Source organism: Pseudomonas alkylphenolica, assembly GCF_004025535.1.
Lineage (GTDB): Bacteria > Pseudomonadota > Gammaproteobacteria > Pseudomonadales > Pseudomonadaceae > Aquipseudomonas > Aquipseudomonas alkylphenolica_A.
Genome location: NZ_QJRG01000034.1, coordinates 264,142 through 281,907 on the forward strand (window position 1 = coordinate 264,142; position 17,766 = coordinate 281,907).

At 60.7% G+C, this 17,766-nt stretch carries 15 protein-coding genes and 2 tRNA genes; 12 read left to right on the top strand and 5 right to left on the bottom strand.

The window, feature by feature from the left end; genetic code table 11:
- The first annotated feature begins 15 nt into the window (after positions 1-15).
- Together DM813_RS05310 and DM813_RS05315 are read left to right on the top strand one after the other, a co-directional pair.
- The gene (locus DM813_RS05310; RefSeq protein WP_128322374.1) at positions 16-1,731 is read left to right on the top strand and encodes a proline--tRNA ligase; all 1,716 of its coding nucleotides are present in this window, start codon (positions 16-18) and stop codon (positions 1,729-1,731) included.
- A 19-nt stretch (positions 1,732-1,750) separates the two neighbouring features.
- A complete protein-coding gene (locus DM813_RS05315) occupies positions 1,751-2,704 on the top strand; it encodes a hypothetical protein (protein ID WP_128322375.1) in 954 nt (317 codons plus the stop codon).
- A 48-nt stretch (positions 2,705-2,752) separates the two neighbouring features.
- On the opposite strand, the gene dinB is transcribed toward DM813_RS05315, so the two are convergent.
- Complete coding sequence (gene dinB / locus DM813_RS05320; RefSeq protein ID WP_128322376.1) at positions 2,753-3,817, bottom strand: DNA polymerase IV; 1,065 nt, start codon at positions 3,815-3,817, stop codon at positions 2,753-2,755.
- A 223-nt stretch (positions 3,818-4,040) separates the two neighbouring features.
- Between dinB and DM813_RS05325 the strand changes: the two genes are divergently transcribed.
- From DM813_RS05325 to DM813_RS05340, 4 genes are all read left to right on the top strand, one after another.
- Positions 4,041-4,117, top strand: a tRNA-Met gene (locus DM813_RS05325).
- A gap of 131 nt (positions 4,118-4,248) precedes the next feature.
- Positions 4,249-4,325: transfer RNA gene (locus DM813_RS05330), tRNA-Met, on the top strand.
- Positions 4,326-4,537: 212 nt separating this feature from the next.
- A complete protein-coding gene (gene mprF / locus DM813_RS05335; RefSeq protein ID WP_128322377.1) occupies positions 4,538-7,180 on the top strand; it encodes a bifunctional lysylphosphatidylglycerol flippase/synthetase MprF in 2,643 nt (880 codons plus the stop codon).
- Positions 7,180-8,475: a virulence factor family protein gene (locus tag DM813_RS05340; RefSeq protein ID WP_128322378.1), complete on the top strand. Its 1,296-nt coding sequence runs from the start codon at positions 7,180-7,182 to the stop codon at positions 8,473-8,475. Before mprF ends, DM813_RS05340 begins: the two co-directional genes overlap by 1 nt.
- An 18-nt stretch (positions 8,476-8,493) precedes the next feature.
- On the opposite strand, the gene DM813_RS05345 is transcribed toward DM813_RS05340, so the two are convergent.
- Positions 8,494-10,392 (bottom strand): potassium transporter Kup, encoded by a 1,899-nt coding sequence (locus DM813_RS05345; protein ID WP_128322379.1) that lies wholly within the window; start codon positions 10,390-10,392, stop codon positions 8,494-8,496.
- A 269-nt stretch (positions 10,393-10,661) separates the two neighbouring features.
- Here DM813_RS05345 and rimO point away from each other — a divergent pair, with 269 nt between their 5' ends.
- The 5 genes from rimO to tsaA all read left to right on the top strand — a co-directional run bounded on the left by rimO (position 10,662) and on the right by tsaA (position 14,616).
- Complete coding sequence (gene rimO, locus DM813_RS05350) at positions 10,662-11,999, top strand: 30S ribosomal protein S12 methylthiotransferase RimO (protein ID WP_128322380.1); 1,338 nt, start codon at positions 10,662-10,664, stop codon at positions 11,997-11,999.
- A 90-nt stretch (positions 12,000-12,089) separates the two neighbouring features.
- On the top strand, positions 12,090-12,560 hold the full coding sequence (locus tag DM813_RS05355; RefSeq protein ID WP_128322381.1) for a GNAT family N-acetyltransferase: 471 nt from the start codon (positions 12,090-12,092) through the stop codon (positions 12,558-12,560).
- A gap of 130 nt (positions 12,561-12,690) precedes the next feature.
- Positions 12,691-13,401, top strand: a complete 711-nt coding sequence (locus tag DM813_RS05360; RefSeq protein ID WP_128322382.1) for an rRNA pseudouridine synthase — start codon at positions 12,691-12,693, stop codon at positions 13,399-13,401.
- A gap of 50 nt (positions 13,402-13,451) precedes the next feature.
- Positions 13,452-13,913 carry a DUF1456 family protein gene (locus DM813_RS05365; protein ID WP_128322383.1) on the top strand — a complete coding sequence of 154 codons (462 nt, stop codon included), beginning with the start codon at positions 13,452-13,454 and terminating at the stop codon, positions 13,911-13,913.
- A gap of 7 nt (positions 13,914-13,920) precedes the next feature.
- Complete coding sequence (tsaA, locus tag DM813_RS05370) at positions 13,921-14,616, top strand: tRNA (N6-threonylcarbamoyladenosine(37)-N6)-methyltransferase TrmO (RefSeq protein ID WP_128322384.1); 696 nt, start codon at positions 13,921-13,923, stop codon at positions 14,614-14,616.
- 66 nt (positions 14,617-14,682) lie between these two features.
- Here the strand turns inward: tsaA and fpr are convergent, their stop codons facing one another.
- Positions 14,683-15,462, bottom strand: coding sequence for a ferredoxin-NADP reductase (fpr, locus tag DM813_RS05375; protein ID WP_128322385.1), 780 nt, complete (start codon positions 15,460-15,462; stop codon positions 14,683-14,685).
- Between the two features lie 119 nt (positions 15,463-15,581).
- Between fpr and DM813_RS05380 the strand changes: the two genes are divergently transcribed.
- Entirely contained in the window at positions 15,582-16,508 is a 927-nt protein-coding gene (locus tag DM813_RS05380; RefSeq protein WP_128322386.1) for a LysR family transcriptional regulator, read from the top strand.
- Here DM813_RS05380 and DM813_RS05385 read toward each other — a convergent pair.
- Positions 16,505-16,870 carry a diacylglycerol kinase gene (locus tag DM813_RS05385; RefSeq protein WP_128322387.1) on the bottom strand — a complete coding sequence of 122 codons (366 nt, stop codon included), beginning with the start codon at positions 16,868-16,870 and terminating at the stop codon, positions 16,505-16,507. The two genes, DM813_RS05380 and DM813_RS05385, sit on opposite strands and share 4 nt — an antisense overlap.
- Positions 16,871-16,947: 77 nt before the next feature.
- A complete protein-coding gene (gene erdR, locus DM813_RS05390; RefSeq protein WP_128322388.1) occupies positions 16,948-17,598 on the bottom strand; it encodes a response regulator transcription factor ErdR in 651 nt (216 codons plus the stop codon).
- Positions 17,599-17,766 lie beyond the last annotated feature (168 nt).

Below are 17,766 nucleotides of genomic sequence, written 5' to 3' on the forward strand. Positions count from 1 at the left end.
CGACAACGGCCTACCATGCGCACCAGTCAATATTTGCTCGCTACCCAGAAAGAAACCCCGTCCGACGCAGTCGTCATCAGCCACCAGCTCATGCTGCGCGCCGGCATGATCCGCAAGCTCGCTTCCGGCCTTTATACCTGGCTGCCGATGGGCCTTCGGGTGATGCGCAAGGTTGAAACCGTGGTCCGCGAGGAAATGAATGCCGCTGGCGCCCTGGAAGTGCTGATGCCAAGCATCCAGCCTGCAGAGCTGTGGCAGGAGTCCGGCCGCTGGGAACAGTACGGCCCAGAGCTGCTGCGCCTGAAAGACCGCCATGGCCGTGACTTCTGCGTGGGCCCGACCCATGAAGAAGTCATCACCGACCTCGCGCGCAACGAACTCAACAGCTACAAACAGCTGCCATTGAACATGTACCAGATCCAGACCAAGTTCCGTGACGAGATCCGTCCGCGCTTCGGCCTGATGCGTGGCCGCGAGTTCATCATGAAGGACGCCTACTCCTTCCATGCCGACCAGGCTTCCCTGCAGGAAACCTATGACCGCATGCACCTGGCATACAGCAACATCTTTACCCGCCTGGGCCTGGACTTCCGCCCTGTGCAGGCAGACACCGGCTCCATCGGGGGTAGCTACTCCCACGAATTCCATGTGCTGGCCGAGTCCGGTGAAGACGATGTGATCTTCAGCGACAGCTCCGACTACGCCGCCAACATTGAAAAGGCCGAGGCCATTCCACGGGAAACCGTGCGCCCGGCGCCAACTGAAGAGCTGCGCCTGGTCGACACGCCAGACGCCAAGACCATCACCCAGTTGGTAGAAAACTACGGCCTGGCGATCGAAAAGACCGTCAAGACCCTGATCGTCCACGCCGCCGAAGAAGGCAAGCTGATTGCCCTGATCGTTCGTGGCGACCACGAACTGAACGAGATCAAGGCTGCCAACCTGGAAGGAGTCGCCAGCCCGCTGGTCATGGCCAGCGACGACGAACTGCGCGATGCCATTGGCGCCGGCGCCGGCTCTCTCGGCCCGCTGAACCTGCCGCTGCCTTGCATCATCGACCGCTCGGTCGCGTTGATGAGCGATTTCGGCATTGGTGCCAACATCGATGACAAGCACTACTTCGGTGTCAACTGGGAGCGCGACCTGCCTGTTCCTCAGGTCGCCGACCTGCGCAACGTCGTCGAAGGCGACCCAAGCCCGGATGGCCAGGGTACTCTGGTGATCAAGCGCGGCATCGAAGTCGGCCACATCTTCCAGCTCGGCACCAAGTACAGCGAAGCGCTCAAGTGCCAGGTACTGGGTGAAAACGGCAAGCCGGTCACCCTGAGCATGGGTTGCTATGGCATTGGCGTTTCCCGCGTGGTGGCGGCTGCCATCGAGCAGAACTACGACGACAAGGGCATCATCTGGAGTGACACCCTGGCGCCGTTCCAGATCGCTCTGGTGCCCCTGCGCTATGAAACCGAGGAAGTTCGTCAGGCCACTGACAAGCTGTACGCCGAATTGACTGCGGCAGGCTTCGAAGTGCTGCTGGACGACCGCGACAAGAAAACCAGCCCCGGCATCAAGTTCGCCGATATGGAGCTGATTGGTATCCCGCACCGCATCGTCGTCAGCGATCGTGGTCTGGCCGAAGGCAAGCTGGAGTACAAACAACGTACCGAAAGCGAGGCACAGTCCTTGCCGGTAGCCGATGTCCTGTCGTTCCTGCAGGCCCGTATTCGCCGCTGATAGTCAAACAAGAGTAATCATGTTCAAGCGAAGTACCTTAACCCAGGGGGGCGCCGCACTGTGCGGCGCCCTGTTGCTCAGCGGCTGCGCCAACCAGATGTCCCAGCGCAGCGAGCATGAGGAACGCATCGAGCGCAAGCTGCTCGAACACAGCCTGCAGATCGATGTCGGGGACCCCAAGGTACTCGAACTGCCCCAGCGGCGTGTGCGCATTCAAGAGCAAAAGAACTTCGAAGTGACTGAATTCGAAGTGACGCGTCGATATGACCGCTACACGCCCTACCAGCCCTGGCGGGAAATCTACGAGATTCCGCTGGGTGCGGTGGCAGTGGTCGCCGGCGTTGGCGCCAATGTGGTGAACATCTTCGCCTTGGGCAACCTGCCCGAAAGCGTCACGCATGACTGGTTCACCTACGGCATCGACGGCCTCAACCCCTTCATGAATGCGCAATCCAACGGCCGCTCCCAGCAGAACCTTGCCGGTATCACCGAAGTGCAGAAGGATAAACGCCAGGAATACACCAGCCTGCCGTGGAGCGACCGTCCGGTTGAAGTGAAAGCAGGCAAGGTCAACCACACGCTGACCACGGACCGTAACGGCGTCCTGCACCTGAACTTGCTCGACAGTCCGTTTTCCGAGCAGAACCTGACGCATATCGGCACCCTGCACCTGCAAGTCGCCGACGAAGACAACACGGTGCGCGGCGATGCCAGCTTGCTCATCAGCAGCGCCTTGCGGGGCAAGCTGGTCGAAGCTCACGAGCTGATTTTCGATGACCTTGAGGACGACGACGTCGGCCAATGGGTGCATCGGGTCAAGCGCCTGGCTGAACTGGGCATGGAAGAGGAAGCCAGCGAGCTGGAACAGAGCCTGATCGAGCTCACGCGCAATGACCCCGAGCTGCAACAGGAGTTTCTCCAGGCATTGAACAAGGATGCCGGCCGCCTGGCCGCCGACCCTGGCGTGCACTGACGCCCCTGCCCTGCCTTGAAAAAACGCCAGCTTGCTGGCGTTTTTCATTCAATCGCGCCCGAACAACTCCAATTGCTCGTGGCCACCCCGCAAATCCTGCAGTCGCACGCCAATGCCCAGCAATCGCACCGGCTTGCCACCGCGGGCAAAAGCCTGGCTGAGCAGCAACTGGTAACTGCCCAGATCACGACCGGCACCGGACTGCTCCAGGGTTGTCTGGGTGAAATCATGGAACTTCACTTTGACGAAGGGTTTGCCCGGCCGGTAGCTGTCGTCTATACGAGCCATGCGCGCGGCCAGGGTCTCCATCAGTTCAGGCAGCTTGGCCAGGCAACTGGCCAGGTCAGGCAGGTCGGCGTCGTAGGTGTTTTCCACGCTGACGGACTGGCGTCGACTGTCGTTGTGCACCGCTCGATCATCGATACCGCGCGACAGCCCCCACAGGCGCTCACCGAAACTGCCGAACTCGCGCGCCAGCGCCACTCGACTCCATTCACGCAAGTCCAGGCAACTGCTGATCCCCAGGCGCCCGAGCTTGTCTGCTGTGACTTTACCCACGCCGTGCAGTTTGCTCACCGGTAACGCCGCCACGAATGCCTCGACTTCATCAGGGGTGATGACAAACAAACCATTGGGTTTACGCCAGTCACTGGCGATCTTGGCCAGAAACTTGTTGGGCGCCACCCCGGCCGACACCGTAATGTGCAACTGCTGGGCAACCCGCCGGCGGATATCGGCCGCAATTCGCGTCGCACTGCCGGCAAACCAAGAGCTGTCCGAGACATCCAGATAGGCCTCGTCCAGCGACAACGGCTCGATCAGTTCGGTGTAGTCGCGAAAGATGGTGTGAATTTCCCGCGATGCTTCTTTATAGGCATCCATGCGTGGTTTGACGATCAACAAATCGGGACACAGGTTGAGGGCGTGCCGGGACGACATTGCCGAACGCACGCCATAGGCTCGCGCCTCATAGTTGCAGGTGGCAATCACCCCGCGCCGCTCAGCCGAGCCCCCCACGGCCAGCGGCCGCCCAGCCAGGCGCGGGTCGTCGCGCATTTCAATGGCGGCGTAGAAACAGTCACAGTCGATATGAATGATTTTGCGCTGGGACATCGGCAGCTATAGGTAAAGGTAGAAGATCGTGTGGGCAGTATCTCACTACCGCGTAACCTTGGCACCTCGAATACTGGATAAACATACACACACCTAACCCAGGATCCGCAGCCGGGCTGCCTCCCGGCCGCAAGTGAGAGCGCTAAGCATTTGAAGAAAAAAGGATTTCTTCAAATGAACGCTTGACACCCCGGCGCATAACTGTAGAATCTCATCTCACAGGCGCGGGATGGAGCAGCCTGGTAGCTCGTCGGGCTCATAACCCGAAGGTCGTCGGTTCAAATCCGGCTCCCGCAACCAGATTAAGGAAAGGCCACTCTTCGGAGTGGCCTTTTTCTTTGCCTGAAAAAAGTGGATCGGCAGAAATTTATTGTAAATCAACAATTAAGGTTGACAGCCTGGCCAAAGGCTGTAGAATCCGCCACATCAGACGCGGGATGGAGCAGCCTGGTAGCTCGTCGGGCTCATAACCCGAAGGTCGTCGGTTCAAATCCGGCTCCCGCAACCATACAACAGAAAAGGCCACTTTGAAAAAAGTGGCCTTTTTTGCATCTGCGATTCAGTCCCTGCCCTCGCACTACCCCCAGCCAGCAAAATAAATTTTCTTTAACTATCCTCTGGACAGGTAGCGGCCCGATCATAGCCGCTACTACTTTCCATAGGGATTGGTACCTTGGCTGGATACGTTCCTCCTGGCGTGCACCACCCGCGAGGTATTTGATGCGCAGCCAGACGCCTGACTCCGAAGCACCCGTTACTACTGCCCTGCCCAATGCAGCCCAGCACTTGCGCTGGCTCGACCGCTTGAGCCGCTACCGACAGCCCATTGGCCTGGTCGTAACCTTGTTGCTGTTCACCATCGCCCTGATCGCTTGCCGCCATCTACTCAGCGAGCTGGACATCTATGCCCTGCACGACTCGCTGCTTAGCGTGCCCCCCGCAGCCCTGGGCGGCGCGCTGCTGGCAACCGTGGCCGGGTTTATCATTCTGCTGGGGTACGAATGGTCGGCCAGTCGCTACGCTGGCGTCCGGCTGCCACCGCAAGCGCTGGTGATGGGCGGCTTCAGCGCCTTCGCCATTGGCAACGCCATAGGTCTGTCGCTGCTCTCCGGTGGTTCGGTGCGCTACCGACTTTATGCACGCCAGGGCGTTGGCGCGGCCGAAGTCGCGCGCATGACGCTGTTCGCCAGCCTGTCACTGGGCTGTGCCCTTCCGCCTTTGGCCGCCCTGGCGACGTTGAGCAACCTGCCCGCAGCCGCAACCGCCCTGCATCTTCCGGAAGCGGTGCTGGCAGGTATTGCACTGGCTGTATTGGCACTGACCGCCCTGCTGGCGTACGGCCTGTACCGGCGGCGTTTGCCGGAACAACCTCAGGCCGACAACCTGTTGGTGCGCGTTGGCCGCAGAACCCTGCGCCTGCCGGGTGCGCGCCTGACGCTTCTACAATTGCTGATCACTGCACTGGACGTCGCAGCGGCAGCCACCGTACTGTACTTGCTACTTCCCGAAGCACCGCCTTTCGGTGCGTTCCTGCTGGTATACCTGCTGGCACTGGCGGCGGGCGTGTTGAGCCATGTGCCAGGCGGTGTCGGGGTTTTCGAAGCCATTCTGCTAGCTGCCTTCGCCGATCAACTGGGCGCTGCACCGCTGGCTGCAGCGTTGGTACTCTATCGCCTGATCTACGTGGTGCTGCCACTGTTGCTGGCCTGCGCCTTGCTGCTGGCCAGTGAAGCGAGACGCTTTCTGCTCACGCGCCAGGCCATCAAGGCGGCATCCGGCCTTGCCGCGCCGGTTTTGGCAGTGCTGGTGTTTCTTTCCGGTGTGGTGCTGCTGTTTTCCGGCGCCACCCCGGAGATCGATGAACGCCTCGAACACCTGGGCTTCCTGATTCCCCATCGACTGATCGATGCCTCACATTTTGGTGCAAGCCTGATCGGTGTACTGTGCCTGCTGCTGGCACAGGGCCTTCGCCGGCGCCTGTCCGCCGCCTGGATGCTGACCACGGTACTGCTGCTGGTCGGCGCCCTGCTTTCGCTGCTCAAGGGTTTTGACTGGGAAGAAGCCAGTATCCTGACCCTGACCGCCTGCTTGCTGGCCCTGTTCCGGCGATCGTTCTACCGCCCGAGCCGCCTGCTGGAACTGCCCTTCTCCCCGGTCTATCTGGCCGCCAGCGCATGTGTACTCGGGGCGTCCATCTGGCTGCTGCTGTTTGCCTATCAGGATGTGCCCTACAGCCATCAACTATGGTGGCAATTTACCCTTGATGCCGATGCTCCGCGTGGCCTGCGCTCGCTCCTGGGTAGCGCAGTACTGCTGGTGGTAATCTCCCTGACCTGGTTGCTACGCACCGCCCGCCCGGTCATACATTTGCCCAACCCTGAAGAGTTGCAGCGCGCCAACCGCATTTTGCAGGCCTCCGACCAACCCGATGGTGGCCTGGCGTTAACCGGTGACAAGGCCTTGCTGTTCCATAACGACGACGATGCCTTCCTCATGTATGCCCGTCGCGGCCGCAGCCTGGTGGCCCTGTACGACCCCATCGGCCCGGCGTACAAGCGTGCCGAAATGATCTGGCAGTTCCGCGACCTGTGCGACGTGCACCACGCCCGCCCGGTGTTCTACCAGGTGCGCGCGGAGAACCTGCCCTTCTATATGGACATCGGCCTGACCGCGATCAAGCTGGGTGAAGAGGCGCGTGTCGACCTCAAGCGCTTCGACCTGGACGCCAAGGGCAAAGAGATGAAAGACCTGCGCTACACCTGGAACCGTGGCAGCCGGGATGGCTTGAGCCTGGAGGTGCACGAACCGGGGCAAGCGCCGCTTGAGGAGCTCAAGGCTATCTCCGACGCCTGGTTGACCGGCAAGAATGTACGCGAGAAAGGCTTTTCCCTGGGGCGCTTCAGCCCCGAGTACCTCCAGCATTTTCGCATTGCCCTGATTCGCTTCGAGGGCCGCCCGGTGGCATTTGCCAACCTGCTGGAAACCCATAGCCGCGAACTGGCCAGCCTCGACTTGATGCGCGCACACCCCCAAGCGCCGAAGCTGACCATGGAATTCATGATGATTGGCCTGATCCAACACTATAAGCGTCATGACTACGCCCGCTTCAGCCTCGGCATGGTGCCCCTTTCGGGCCTGCAACCTCGCCGTGGCGCACCGCTGACCCAGCGCCTGGGCTCGATGGTGTTCCAGCGCGGCGAACAGTTGTACAACTTCCAGGGACTGCGCCGCTTCAAGGACAAATTCCAGCCTGACTGGGAACCTCGTTATATGGCCGTGCCTGCCGGACTCGATCCGCTGGTGGCACTGGCCGATACTGCCGCCCTGATCGCCGGCGGCCTGACCGGATTGGTGAAACGCTGATGATTCGACGTTACTGGTTGTACCTGCTGGCCATATTGGCCGCAGGCTTGCTGGCCGCCGCAGCGGTATTCTGGCTATGGACCCGCCCGGCACCCGAGCCGAGCCTTGAACACCTGACCCTCGGCGATGGCAGCAGCCTGACGCGGGTCACCCCCGGCGTGCACGCCAAGGCCCGGGTGGCCATTGCCGTACCTCAGGACCAGGCCCTCACTGACAAGCAGCTGCTGAACCTGAGCCAAAGTGGCCAGGCACAGATGGTCCAGGTGATCCTGCCGCCGGCCGACTGTTCCCTGCAGCAAACGTCAGTGCAACAGGCACTGCAACAGTTGCAAGGCCCTGCAACGCTGGTTGCCGGGATTGGACCGGGCGCGGCCCAGGCCTGGGATTGGCTGGCCCATCAGAACGACGATAAAGCCCTGGCCATTTCCGTCGACTTCAGCGTCGAGCGGCCCGGCTGCAACACCGCACTGCCCAAATCAGCGGCGCACGGTCACTGGAGCGTGGCCTGGAACGACAACCCGGACGATGCCAGCGCAGCCTTCGTGCGCGACCAGCCCAACGCCGAAACCAGCATCAGCGATTACGACATTCACCTGCCACAGGTGCTCAAGGCACAGCTGACCCAGGCCCTGGTGGGCGAAGATGGCAACGCCATGAGCATCCCGGTGGTGGAAGTACCCGCCGGCCAGACCACGGACACTGTAACCCTGTTCCTGTCTGGCGATGGCGGCTGGCGCGACCTCGACCGTGATGTCGCCGGCGAAATGGCCAAGCTGGGCTATCCGGTAGTCGGTATCGACACCTTGCGCTACTACTGGCAGCACAAAACGCCTGAACAGAGCGCCATCGACCTGTCGGAACTGATGCAACACTACCGGCAGAAATGGGGTACCAAGCGCTTCGTGCTCACCGGCTACTCCTTCGGTGCAGACGTGCTGCCGGCCATCTACAACCGCCTTCCGGCGGAAGACCAGCAGCGCATCGATGCGGTGATACTGCTGGCGTTTGCCCGCAGCGGCAGTTTCGAGATCGAAGTCGAAGGCTGGCTGGGCAATGCCGGCAAGGAAGCGCCTACCGGACCGGAAATGGCCAAGCTGCCGGCGGCGAAAGTGATATGCATCTATGGCGAGGAAGAAGCCGACGAGAGCGGCTGCACCGACCATACTGCTGTAGGCGAACGCCTGAAGCTGCCCGGTGGACACCACTTCGACGAAAACTACCCGGCGCTGGCCAAGCGCCTGATCGGCGATATCGAAAGTCGCCAGGGCAAGACCAGCGTTGCCGAGCAGAATTGACGCACGCCTTGGCGCTACTTAAATTTCAACTTGCGTACCCAGCTCGATCACCCGGTTCAGCGGCAAGTTGAAAAACCTCAAGGTGCCGTTGGCGTTCTTCAACAAGAACGCGAACAGCACCGCGCGCCAACGCGACATGCCCACCAGACGCGAAGGAATCACCGTCTCGCGGCTGAGGAAGAAGGTGGTGCGCATCGGACTGAAATCCACCCCCTCCAGATGGCACAACTTCAGCGCCCCGGGTACATCAGGCTCGTCCATGAAGCCAAAGTGCAGCAACACCCGATAAAACCCCTCGCCATAGGCCTCGATTTCAAACTGTTGCTGTGCCGGCACCCGGGGCATGTCCTCACTGATCACCGTCAACAGCACCACCTGGTTGTGCAGTACCTGGTTGTGCAACATGTTGTGCAACAAGGCATGGGGAACGGCATCCTGCCGCGCGGTCAGGAACACCGCGGTCCCTTCCACCCGATGCGGTGGCTGCACGCGGATACTGCTGATGAACAGCGGTAACGGCAGACTTCCTTCATCCAGGCGCTCGACCAGGATCTGCTTGCCACGCTTCCAGGTAGTCATCAGGACAAACAGCGCAATCCCCGCGAGTACCGGAAACGCCCCGCCCTGCACGATCTTCGGTACGTTGGCGGCAAAGAACAGCCCGTCTACAAACAGAAAGCCGAGCAACACCGGCACGGCCAGCACCGGCGGCCACTTCCACAACAACAGCATGACGGTGGACACCAGGAAGGTGGTCATCAGCATCGTGCCCGTCACCGCCACGCCGTAGGCCGAGGCCAGCGCCCCGGAAGACTCGAAACCGAGCACCAGCAAGATCACTCCAACCATCAACGCCCAGTTCACTGCGCCGATGTAGATCTGCCCCTGCTCGTCACTTGAAGTGTGCTGAATTTGCATGCGTGGCACATAACCGAGCTGGATGGCCTGGCGTGTAAGGGAGAACGCACCGGAGATTACCGCCTGTGAGGCAATCACCGTGGCCAGCGTAGAAAGCCCGACCAACGGTATCAAGGCCCAACCCGGCGCCAGTAGATAGAACGGGTTGCGCGCAGCTTCGGGGTTTTGCAGGAGCATGGCGCCCTGCCCGAAGTAGTTCAGCACCAGCGCTGGCAACACCAGGAAAAACCAGGCGCGGGCAATCGGTTTGCGGCCAAAATGGCCCATGTCGGCATACAACGCTTCAGCCCCGGTCAAGGCCAGTACCACCGCACCGAGAATCGCCACGCCCATGCCTGGATGGACAATGAAGAACCGCACGGCCCAGACCGGATTGAACGCCTTGAGAACCTCCGGGCTCTGGGAAATACCGTGCACACCCAGTGCCCCCAGCACCACGAACCAGGTGACCATCACCGGCCCGAACAGAATGCCGATCCGTGCGGTGCCGTGCTTCTGGATCAAAAACAACGCCACCAGCACAACCAGCGCCACCGGTACCACCCAATGCTCAATGCCGTCGAAAGCCAGCTCCATGCCTTCGACCGCCGACAGCACTGAAATCGCCGGGGTGATCATGCTGTCGCCATAAAACAGTGCAGCGCCGATCAGGCCGCACACCACCATCATCGAGCGCAATTTTGGATAGGGTGCCGAAGCGCGACGCGCCAGCGCGGTAAGGGCCATGGTGCCGCCTTCGCCCTGGTTGTCGGCGCGCAGGATGAACACCACGTACTTGATCGACACCACCCAGATCAGTGACCAGAGGATCAACGCCAGAATCCCCAGCACCCCATCATGGTTGACCGGTACACCATAACCGCCGGAGAACACTTCCTTGAGGGTGTACAACGGGCTGGTTCCGATATCACCGAATACCACCCCGACTGCCGCCACCAGCAAACTCGCCGACTTCGCCACTGACTGCCCGGAATCCGCCTGACTGCTTGCCTGAACCATCCGTCACTCCCGCAACCAAGACCCTTGTGGTCGGTTAAATTCACGCCAGTCACTATGATTTCCACTACCTCATCACTGCTGTGACGGGGATTCGATAGAAATGCAGGCATATCGCCGCGAAGCATAGCTGAGCGTTCGTCGCTTTTCTGCTGGTCAAGTGACATTGCGCTCGCTAGAATTGCGCACTTTTTGATCAGAGGCGCTCCCAACGCCCGCCAAAGGTTGCCCGGCCCGTCCGCCCGGCAAGCTCTTCAATACCGAGGTTAGTCATGTCCACCACCCCTACGCCCACCACGCCCAAGGTCGGCTTCGTTTCCCTGGGTTGCCCCAAGGCCCTGGTCGATTCCGAGCGCATCCTGACCCAGCTGCGCATGGAAGGCTATGAAGTCGTGCCCACCTATCAGGATGCCGATGTGGTGGTGGTCAACACCTGTGGCTTTATCGACAGCGCCAAGGCCGAGTCCCTGGAAGTGATCGGCGAAGCCATCAAGGAAAACGGCAAGGTCATCGTCACCGGCTGCATGGGTGTCGAAGAAGGCAATATCCGTGACGTGCACCCGAGCGTGCTGGCCGTCACCGGCCCGCAGCAATACGAGCAAGTGGTCAACGCCGTGCACGAAGTGGTTCCACCGCGTCAGGATCACAACCCGCTGATCGACCTGGTGCCACCGCAAGGCATCAAGCTGACCCCGCGCCACTACGCCTACCTGAAGATTTCCGAGGGCTGCAACCACAGCTGCAGCTTCTGCATCATCCCGTCGATGCGTGGCAAGCTGGTCAGCCGCCCGGTGGGCGACGTACTCAGCGAAGCCGAGCGCCTGGTCAAGGCCGGCGTCAAGGAGATCCTGGTGATCTCCCAGGACACCAGCGCCTACGGTGTCGACGTCAAGTACAAGACCGACTTCTGGAACGGTCGCCCGGTCAAGACGCGCATGCTCGAGTTGTGTGAAGCGCTGAGCAGCCTGGGCGCCTGGGTGCGCCTGCACTATGTGTACCCTTACCCGAACGTCGATGACGTAATCCCGCTGATGGCGGCCGGCAAGATCCTGCCGTACCTGGACATTCCGTTCCAGCACGCCAGCCCGAAAGTGCTCAAGTCGATGAAACGCCCGGCCTTCGAAGACCGCACCCTGGCGCGCATCAAGCAATGGCGCGAGCAGTGCCCGGAGCTGATCATCCGCTCCACCTTCATCGTCGGCTTCCCGGGCGAGACCGAAGAGGACTTCCAGTACCTGCTCGACTGGCTGACCGAAGCCCAGCTCGATCGCGTCGGCTGCTTCCAGTACTCCCCGGTCGAAGGCGCTCCGGCCAACGACCTGGCGCTCGATGTGGTGCCAGACGACGTCAAGCAGGAACGCTGGGACCGCTTCATGGCCCACCAGCAGGCGATCAGCAGCGCCCGCCTGCAACTGCGCATCGGCCGTGAAATCGACGTGTTGATCGATGAAGTGGAAGAAGAAGGCTCGGTTGGCCGCAGCTACTTCGACGCACCGGAAATCGACGGTAACGTCTTCATCGACGGCAACCACGGCTTCAAACCGGGTGACACCGTACGCTGCCGCGTCACCGACGCCGACGAGTACGACATGTGGGCCGAACCGATCTGATCGATCCCCGTTGAAAAATAGCCCTGCCAACCCTGGCGGGGCTTTTTTTTGCAACTATCGTTTTCTCTGTTGCCCAGGGAGAGCAGAGCGATGTACAGGCACAATGGCGTGCAAACCCCCAGTTTCAGCGACTATCCAGAGCTGGCGCAGGTCTGGGAGGCGTCGGTGCGCGCTACCCATGATTTCTTGCCCGATAGCTACATCAGCCTGCTACGCGAATTGCTGCTGAGCCACTACCTGGATGCCGTCATGCTGATCTGCTGCAAGGACGCCAGGCAGCGCATTACCGGCTTTGCCGGCGTCGCAGCCGGCAGGGTCGAGATGCTCTTCATCGATCCGGCCGTGCGTGGCCAGGGGCTGGGCACACGCCTGTTGCACTATGCCATTGAAGAACTCAACGCCGTTCAGCTAGATGTCAACGAGCAGAATGCGCAGGCACTTGGGTTTTACCTGCGACAGGGCTTCGAAGTTGTCGGACGCTCGGAAACAGACGGCATGGGCCAACCCTATCCTTTACTGCACCTGAGGCTTATTCAGACAAAGACAGCGCAGATCGGCTGACAGATAACGTCAGTTCCTTCTGAAATGCAGCGAAATCGCAGAATAATTGCCCCAGGGCCGAATGTTGCCGGACCTGAGACGGCCTGGGCGGTTACAATGACAACCTTTCCCTGCGTCTACGGCTGTCGTCATGTCTGAACCCACTCGTCTTTCCAAACGCCTTATCGAACTGGTCGGTTGTTCCCGACGGGAGGCCGAGCTGTACATCGAGGGCGGCTGGGTCACCGTGGACGGCACGGTCATCGACGAGCCGCAATTCAAGGTAACCGAACAGAAGGTTGAACTGCAGGGCGGCGCCCGTGCCGAGGCTCTGGAACCGGTCACGCTGCTGCTCCACCAGCCGGCCGGACAAGACCTCGACAGCGCCTGCAGCAGCATCACCGCCGCCAGCCTGTCCGAAGCCCACAGCCAGGGCCGTCGCCCACTCAAGGGCCACTTCGCCCGCCTGAGCTGCGTGGCCCCGTTGCAACAGGGTGCCAGCGGCCTGCAGGTGTTTACCCAGGACTGGCGGGTCACCCGCAAACTCAACGCCGACCTGGCCAAGCTTGAACAGGAGTACGTGGTTGAAGTCAGCGGCGACATGATCGCCCACGGCCTGGAACGGCTGAACCGCGGCTTCACCTGGAAAGGCAACGAGCTACCGAAGATCAAGGCCAGCTGGCAGAACGAAACCCGCCTGCGCATGGTGCTGAAAAACCCGCAGCCCGGCCTGATTGCCCTGCTGTGCAGCAGCGTCGGGGTTACCCCGCTGAGCATGCGCCGGATTCGCCTCGGTGGCGTGTCGATGAGCAAGCTGCCCCTGGGCCAGTGGCGCTACCTGGCCACCAGCGAAAGATTCTAGCAACAAGGCGCCGCCAACCGGGCAGCGCCTCCCGAACAGGATTTGCCACCATGATTCACAACGATGTGCTGCGTAGCCTGCGCTACCTGCTCGACGTCAACGACGCCAAGCTCTCCGATATCATCAAGCTCAGCGGTTTTGAAGTCGCCAAAAACGATATCGTCGCCTACCTCAAGAAAGAGGACGAAGAAGGCTTCGAGCGCTGCCCCGACGAAGTCATTGCGCACTTTCTCGATGGCCTGGTGATCTACAAGCGCGGCAAGGATGACAGCCGCCCGCCGCTGCCGATCGAACTGCCGGTGACCAACAACATCATCATGAAGAAGCTGCGCGTGGCCTTCGAACTGAAGGAAGACGACCTGCACGCCATTCTCAAGGCCGCCGACTTTCCGGTCTCGAAGCCGGAGCTCAGCGCCCTGTTCCGTAAAGTCGGCCACAACAACTATCGCCCCTGCGGCGACCAGTTGCTGCGCAACTTCCTCAAGGGCCTGACCCTGCGGGTCCGTGGCTGAGCCGGCGATGAACTACAGCGTCACGCCGATCGGCTTCGTCCGCTCCTGCTTCAAGGAAAAGTTCGCGATCCCGCGCCAGCCGCAGCTGGCGCCTGCGGCCAGGGGCGTGCTGGAGTTGACGCCGCCGTTCGACAGTGCAGATGCGGTGGCGGGGCTCGAGCAGGTCAGCCATGTCTGGCTGCTGTTCCTGTTCCACCAGGCACTGGAAGACAAGCCGCGGCTCAAAGTGCGCCCACCACGCCTGGGCGGCAACACGTCCATGGGCGTGTTCGCCACCCGTGCGACCCACCGGCCCAACGGCATTGGCCAATCGGTGGTGCGCCTGGAGAAGGTTGAGCCGGGCCGGCTGATACTGTCGGGCATCGACCTGCTCGACGGCACGCCGGTGATCGACATCAAGCCCTATGTGCCGTATGCCGATGCGGTCAGCAGCGCAACCAACCAGATGGCCAGCGCCCCGCCAGCGTCAATTCCGGTCGCCTGGGGCGACGGAGCCTTGCACCAGGCCCATGAGCACGCGTTGCGCCTTGGTGAGCCGCTCACGGAGCTTATCGAGCAGTGCCTGGCTCAGGACCCGCGCCCGGCTTACCAGGTACCGCCCCCCGAGCGTGTGTACGGAGTCAGGTTCTGGGATGTTCAGGTACGCTGGCACTACCCCCAGCCGGACCGGATCCGGGTACTGGAAGTGGTGGCAGACGCTTAATCCTGCAGATTTGTATCAGGCATAAAAAAAGCAGGCCGAGGCCTGCTTTCTTGTGCTCAGCGCTGCTTACTTCTCGACGAATGCACGCTCGATCAGGTAATCACCCGGCTCACGCATACGGGCCGAAATTTTCAGGCCGAAGCTGTCGAGCACTTCGCTGGTTTCGTCGAGCATGCTCGGGCTACCGCAGATCATCGCACGGTCGTCCTGCGGGTTGATCGGTGGCAGACCGATGTCGCTGAACAGCTTACCGCTGCGCATCAGGTCGGTCAGACGCCCCTGATTCTCGAACGGCTCACGGGTAACGGTCGGGTAGTAGATCAACTTGTCACGCAGCGCCTCGCCAAAGAACTCGTTCTGCGGCAGGTGCTCGGTGATGAATTCGCGGTAGGCCACTTCGTTGACGTAGCGAACACCGTGTACCAGGATCACTTTTTCGAAACGCTCGTAGGTTTCCGGGTCCTGGATGACGCTCATGAACGGCGCCAGGCCGGTACCAGTGCTGAGCAGGTACAGGTGTTTGCCCGGGTTCAGGTCGTCGAGCACCAGCGTGCCGGTAGGCTTCTTGCTGATGATGATCTCATCGCCTTCCTTCAGGTGCTGCAGCTGGGAGGTCAGCGGGCCATCCGGCACCTTGATGCTGAAGAACTCCAGATGCTCTTCCCAGTTCGGGCTGGCGATCGAGTAGGCGCGCATGAGCGGGCGGCCGTTTTCCTGTTGCAGGCCGATCATCACGAACTGACCGTTCTCAAAGCGCAGCCCCGGATCACGGGTGCACTTGAAGCTGAACAGGGTGTCGTTCCAGTGGTGAACACTGAGGACACGTTCGTGGTTCATGTTGCTCATGTACGGGCTCCTGAAATAAAACGCAGCGCTAACCTAGAGCGCGATTGCGCGATAGTTTAGTGCGAGCGACAATATCTGTTAAATGAATTATCAAGATATGTCTTATCGGTTATATAGATATGCGATTTACACTTCGTCAGCTCCAGGTGTTCGTTGCCGTAGCCCAGTACCAAAGCGTCTCGCGAGCCGCTGGCATACTGGCGCTATCGCAGTCGGCTGCCAGTACTTCGATCACCGAACTTGAGCGCCAGTCCAGCTGCCAGCTGTTCGACCGCGCGGGGAAACGCCTGAGCCTCAACGCCTTGGGCCATCAACTGCTGCCACAAGCGGTGGCGCTGCTTGACCAGGCCAAGGAAATCGAAGACCTGCTCAACGGCAAGTCCGGTTTCGGCTCGCTGGCGGTCGGTGCCACACTGACCATCGGCAACTACCTGGCTACCCTGCTGATCGGCAGTTTCATGCAGATCCACCCGGAGAGCCAAGTCAAGCTCCATGTGCAGAACACTGCCCATATAGTGCAACAGGTAGCCCACTATGAAATTGATCTGGGTCTAATCGAAGGCGACTGCAACCACCCGGACCTTGAGGTGCAACCCTGGGTTGAAGACGAACTGGTGGTGTTTTGCGCCCCGCAGCATCCGCTCGCCAAGCGTGGCCAGGCCAGCCTTGAAGAGCTGACCCATGAGGCCTGGATTCTGCGCGAACAGGGTTCAGGCACGCGACTGACCTTTGATCAGGCCATGCGCCATCACCGCTCCCACCTGAACATTCGCCTGGAGCTTGAACACACCGAAGCGATCAAACGCGCCGTGGAGTCCGGGCTGGGTATCGGCTGCATCTCACGCCTGGCATTGCGCGACGCCTTTCGCCGCGGCAGCCTGGTGGCGGTAGAGACACCCGAGCTAGACCTTGCCCGGCAGTTTTACTTCATCTGGCACAAACAGAAGTACCAGACCTCAGCGATGCGCGAATTTCTCGAGCTGTGCCGCAGCTTTACCGCCGGCGTGCAGCGCAGCGACGAAATCGTCCTGCCCACTATCGCCTAGAGCAGAATCACCGCCCAGATCACCGCCACCATCGACAACGCCACGAACTGGGCAGCGCTGCCCATGTCCTTGGCATTCTTCGAGAGGGGGTGGCGATCCAGGGAGATCCGGTCAATCGCCGCCTCGATAGCCGAGTTAAGCAGCTCGACGATCAGGCCCAACAGGCACACCGCAATCAGAATGGCGCGCTCGGCGCGGCTGACATCCAGCCACAACGCCACCGGTATCAGCACGACATTGAGCAGCACCAACTGACGGAACGCGGCTTCACCGGCAAAGGCTGCGCGCAGACCGTCAAACGAATAGCCCGCTGCGTTGAAAATACGTTTAAGGCCGGTCTGACCCTTGAAAGGCGATGACATAAAAGATCACTTCATCCACTGAAAAATGCGCTGCAGCCTAATGTAGGTACAGTCAAAAAAGCGTGAAGGCCAAGCCTTCAGCTCGCAGGAACCGATTCCAACTGTTGCAGCAGCAGCGCAGCCTGGGTTCGCGTACGCACGCCAAGCTTGCGGAAAATCGCCGTCACATGCGCTTTGATGGTCGCTTCCGACACGTTCAGCTCATAGGCAATCTGTTTGTTCAACAAGCCTTCACAGACCATGGTCAATACCCGGAACTGCTGGGGTGTCAGGCTGGCCAAGCCCTCACTGGCAGCCTTGGCTTCTGCTGACACATCGACCTTCTCGAAGGCCTGCGGTGGCCACCAAACATCACCATCAAGCACTTTCTTGACAGCATCCTGAATCACTTCCAGAGAGCTCGATTTGGGAATGAATCCACTGGCACCGAACTCGCGCGACTTCACCACCACTGCGGCTTCTTCCTGAGCCGACACCATTACCACTGGAATCTGCGGGTACTGGCCACGCAACAGGACCAGGCCCGAAAAGCCATAGGCGCCGGGCATGTTCAGGTCGAGCAACACCAGGTCCCAGTCGGCCTTCTCGGCAAGACGGGTTTCCAGCTCGGCAATACTGGCGACTTCTACCAGGCGAACCTCTGGGCCAAGCCCCAGAGTGACTGCCTGGCGCAGGGCACTGCGAAACAGCGGGTGGTCATCGGCTATCAGGATTTCGTACGTGGCCATCGATCTAATGATCCTGTTCTGTGCAGGCGCGGGGAGGAAGAAGGGGCGCCTGGCGGGCAACTCAAGGTGCTGACAGCAGTGTCACGCACCCAAAAGGCACTTCAAGGCCAGAAAAATAGTGTTTCAAGCCCTGGATATGCCTGAACCGGCGCCAAGGATGCCGAGCCA

Coding starts and splice junctions, on each gene's coding strand:
- DM813_RS05345 (WP_128322379.1), bottom strand. CDS start 10,392: ATGGTTCAGGCAAGCAGTCAGGCGGATTCCGGGCAGTCAGTGGCGAAG.
- DM813_RS05385 (WP_128322387.1), bottom strand. CDS start 16,870: ATGTCATCGCCTTTCAAGGGTCAGACCGGCCTTAAACGTATTTTCAAC.
- DM813_RS05355 (WP_128322381.1), top strand. CDS start 12,090: ATGTACAGGCACAATGGCGTGCAAACCCCCAGTTTCAGCGACTATCCA.
- fpr (WP_128322385.1), bottom strand. CDS start 15,462: ATGAGCAACATGAACCACGAACGTGTCCTCAGTGTTCACCACTGGAAC.
- erdR (WP_128322388.1), bottom strand. CDS start 17,598: ATGGCCACGTACGAAATCCTGATAGCCGATGACCACCCGCTGTTTCGC.
- DM813_RS05310 (WP_128322374.1), top strand. CDS start 16: ATGCGCACCAGTCAATATTTGCTCGCTACCCAGAAAGAAACCCCGTCC.
- DM813_RS05315 (WP_128322375.1), top strand. CDS start 1,751: ATGTTCAAGCGAAGTACCTTAACCCAGGGGGGCGCCGCACTGTGCGGC.
- tsaA (WP_128322384.1), top strand. CDS start 13,921: ATGAACTACAGCGTCACGCCGATCGGCTTCGTCCGCTCCTGCTTCAAG.
- DM813_RS05360 (WP_128322382.1), top strand. CDS start 12,691: ATGTCTGAACCCACTCGTCTTTCCAAACGCCTTATCGAACTGGTCGGT.
- DM813_RS05340 (WP_128322378.1), top strand. CDS start 7,180: ATGATTCGACGTTACTGGTTGTACCTGCTGGCCATATTGGCCGCAGGC.
- DM813_RS05380 (WP_128322386.1), top strand. CDS start 15,582: ATGCGATTTACACTTCGTCAGCTCCAGGTGTTCGTTGCCGTAGCCCAG.
- rimO (WP_128322380.1), top strand. CDS start 10,662: ATGTCCACCACCCCTACGCCCACCACGCCCAAGGTCGGCTTCGTTTCC.
- dinB (WP_128322376.1), bottom strand. CDS start 3,817: ATGTCCCAGCGCAAAATCATTCATATCGACTGTGACTGTTTCTACGCC.
- mprF (WP_128322377.1), top strand. CDS start 4,538: ATGCGCAGCCAGACGCCTGACTCCGAAGCACCCGTTACTACTGCCCTG.
- DM813_RS05365 (WP_128322383.1), top strand. CDS start 13,452: ATGATTCACAACGATGTGCTGCGTAGCCTGCGCTACCTGCTCGACGTC.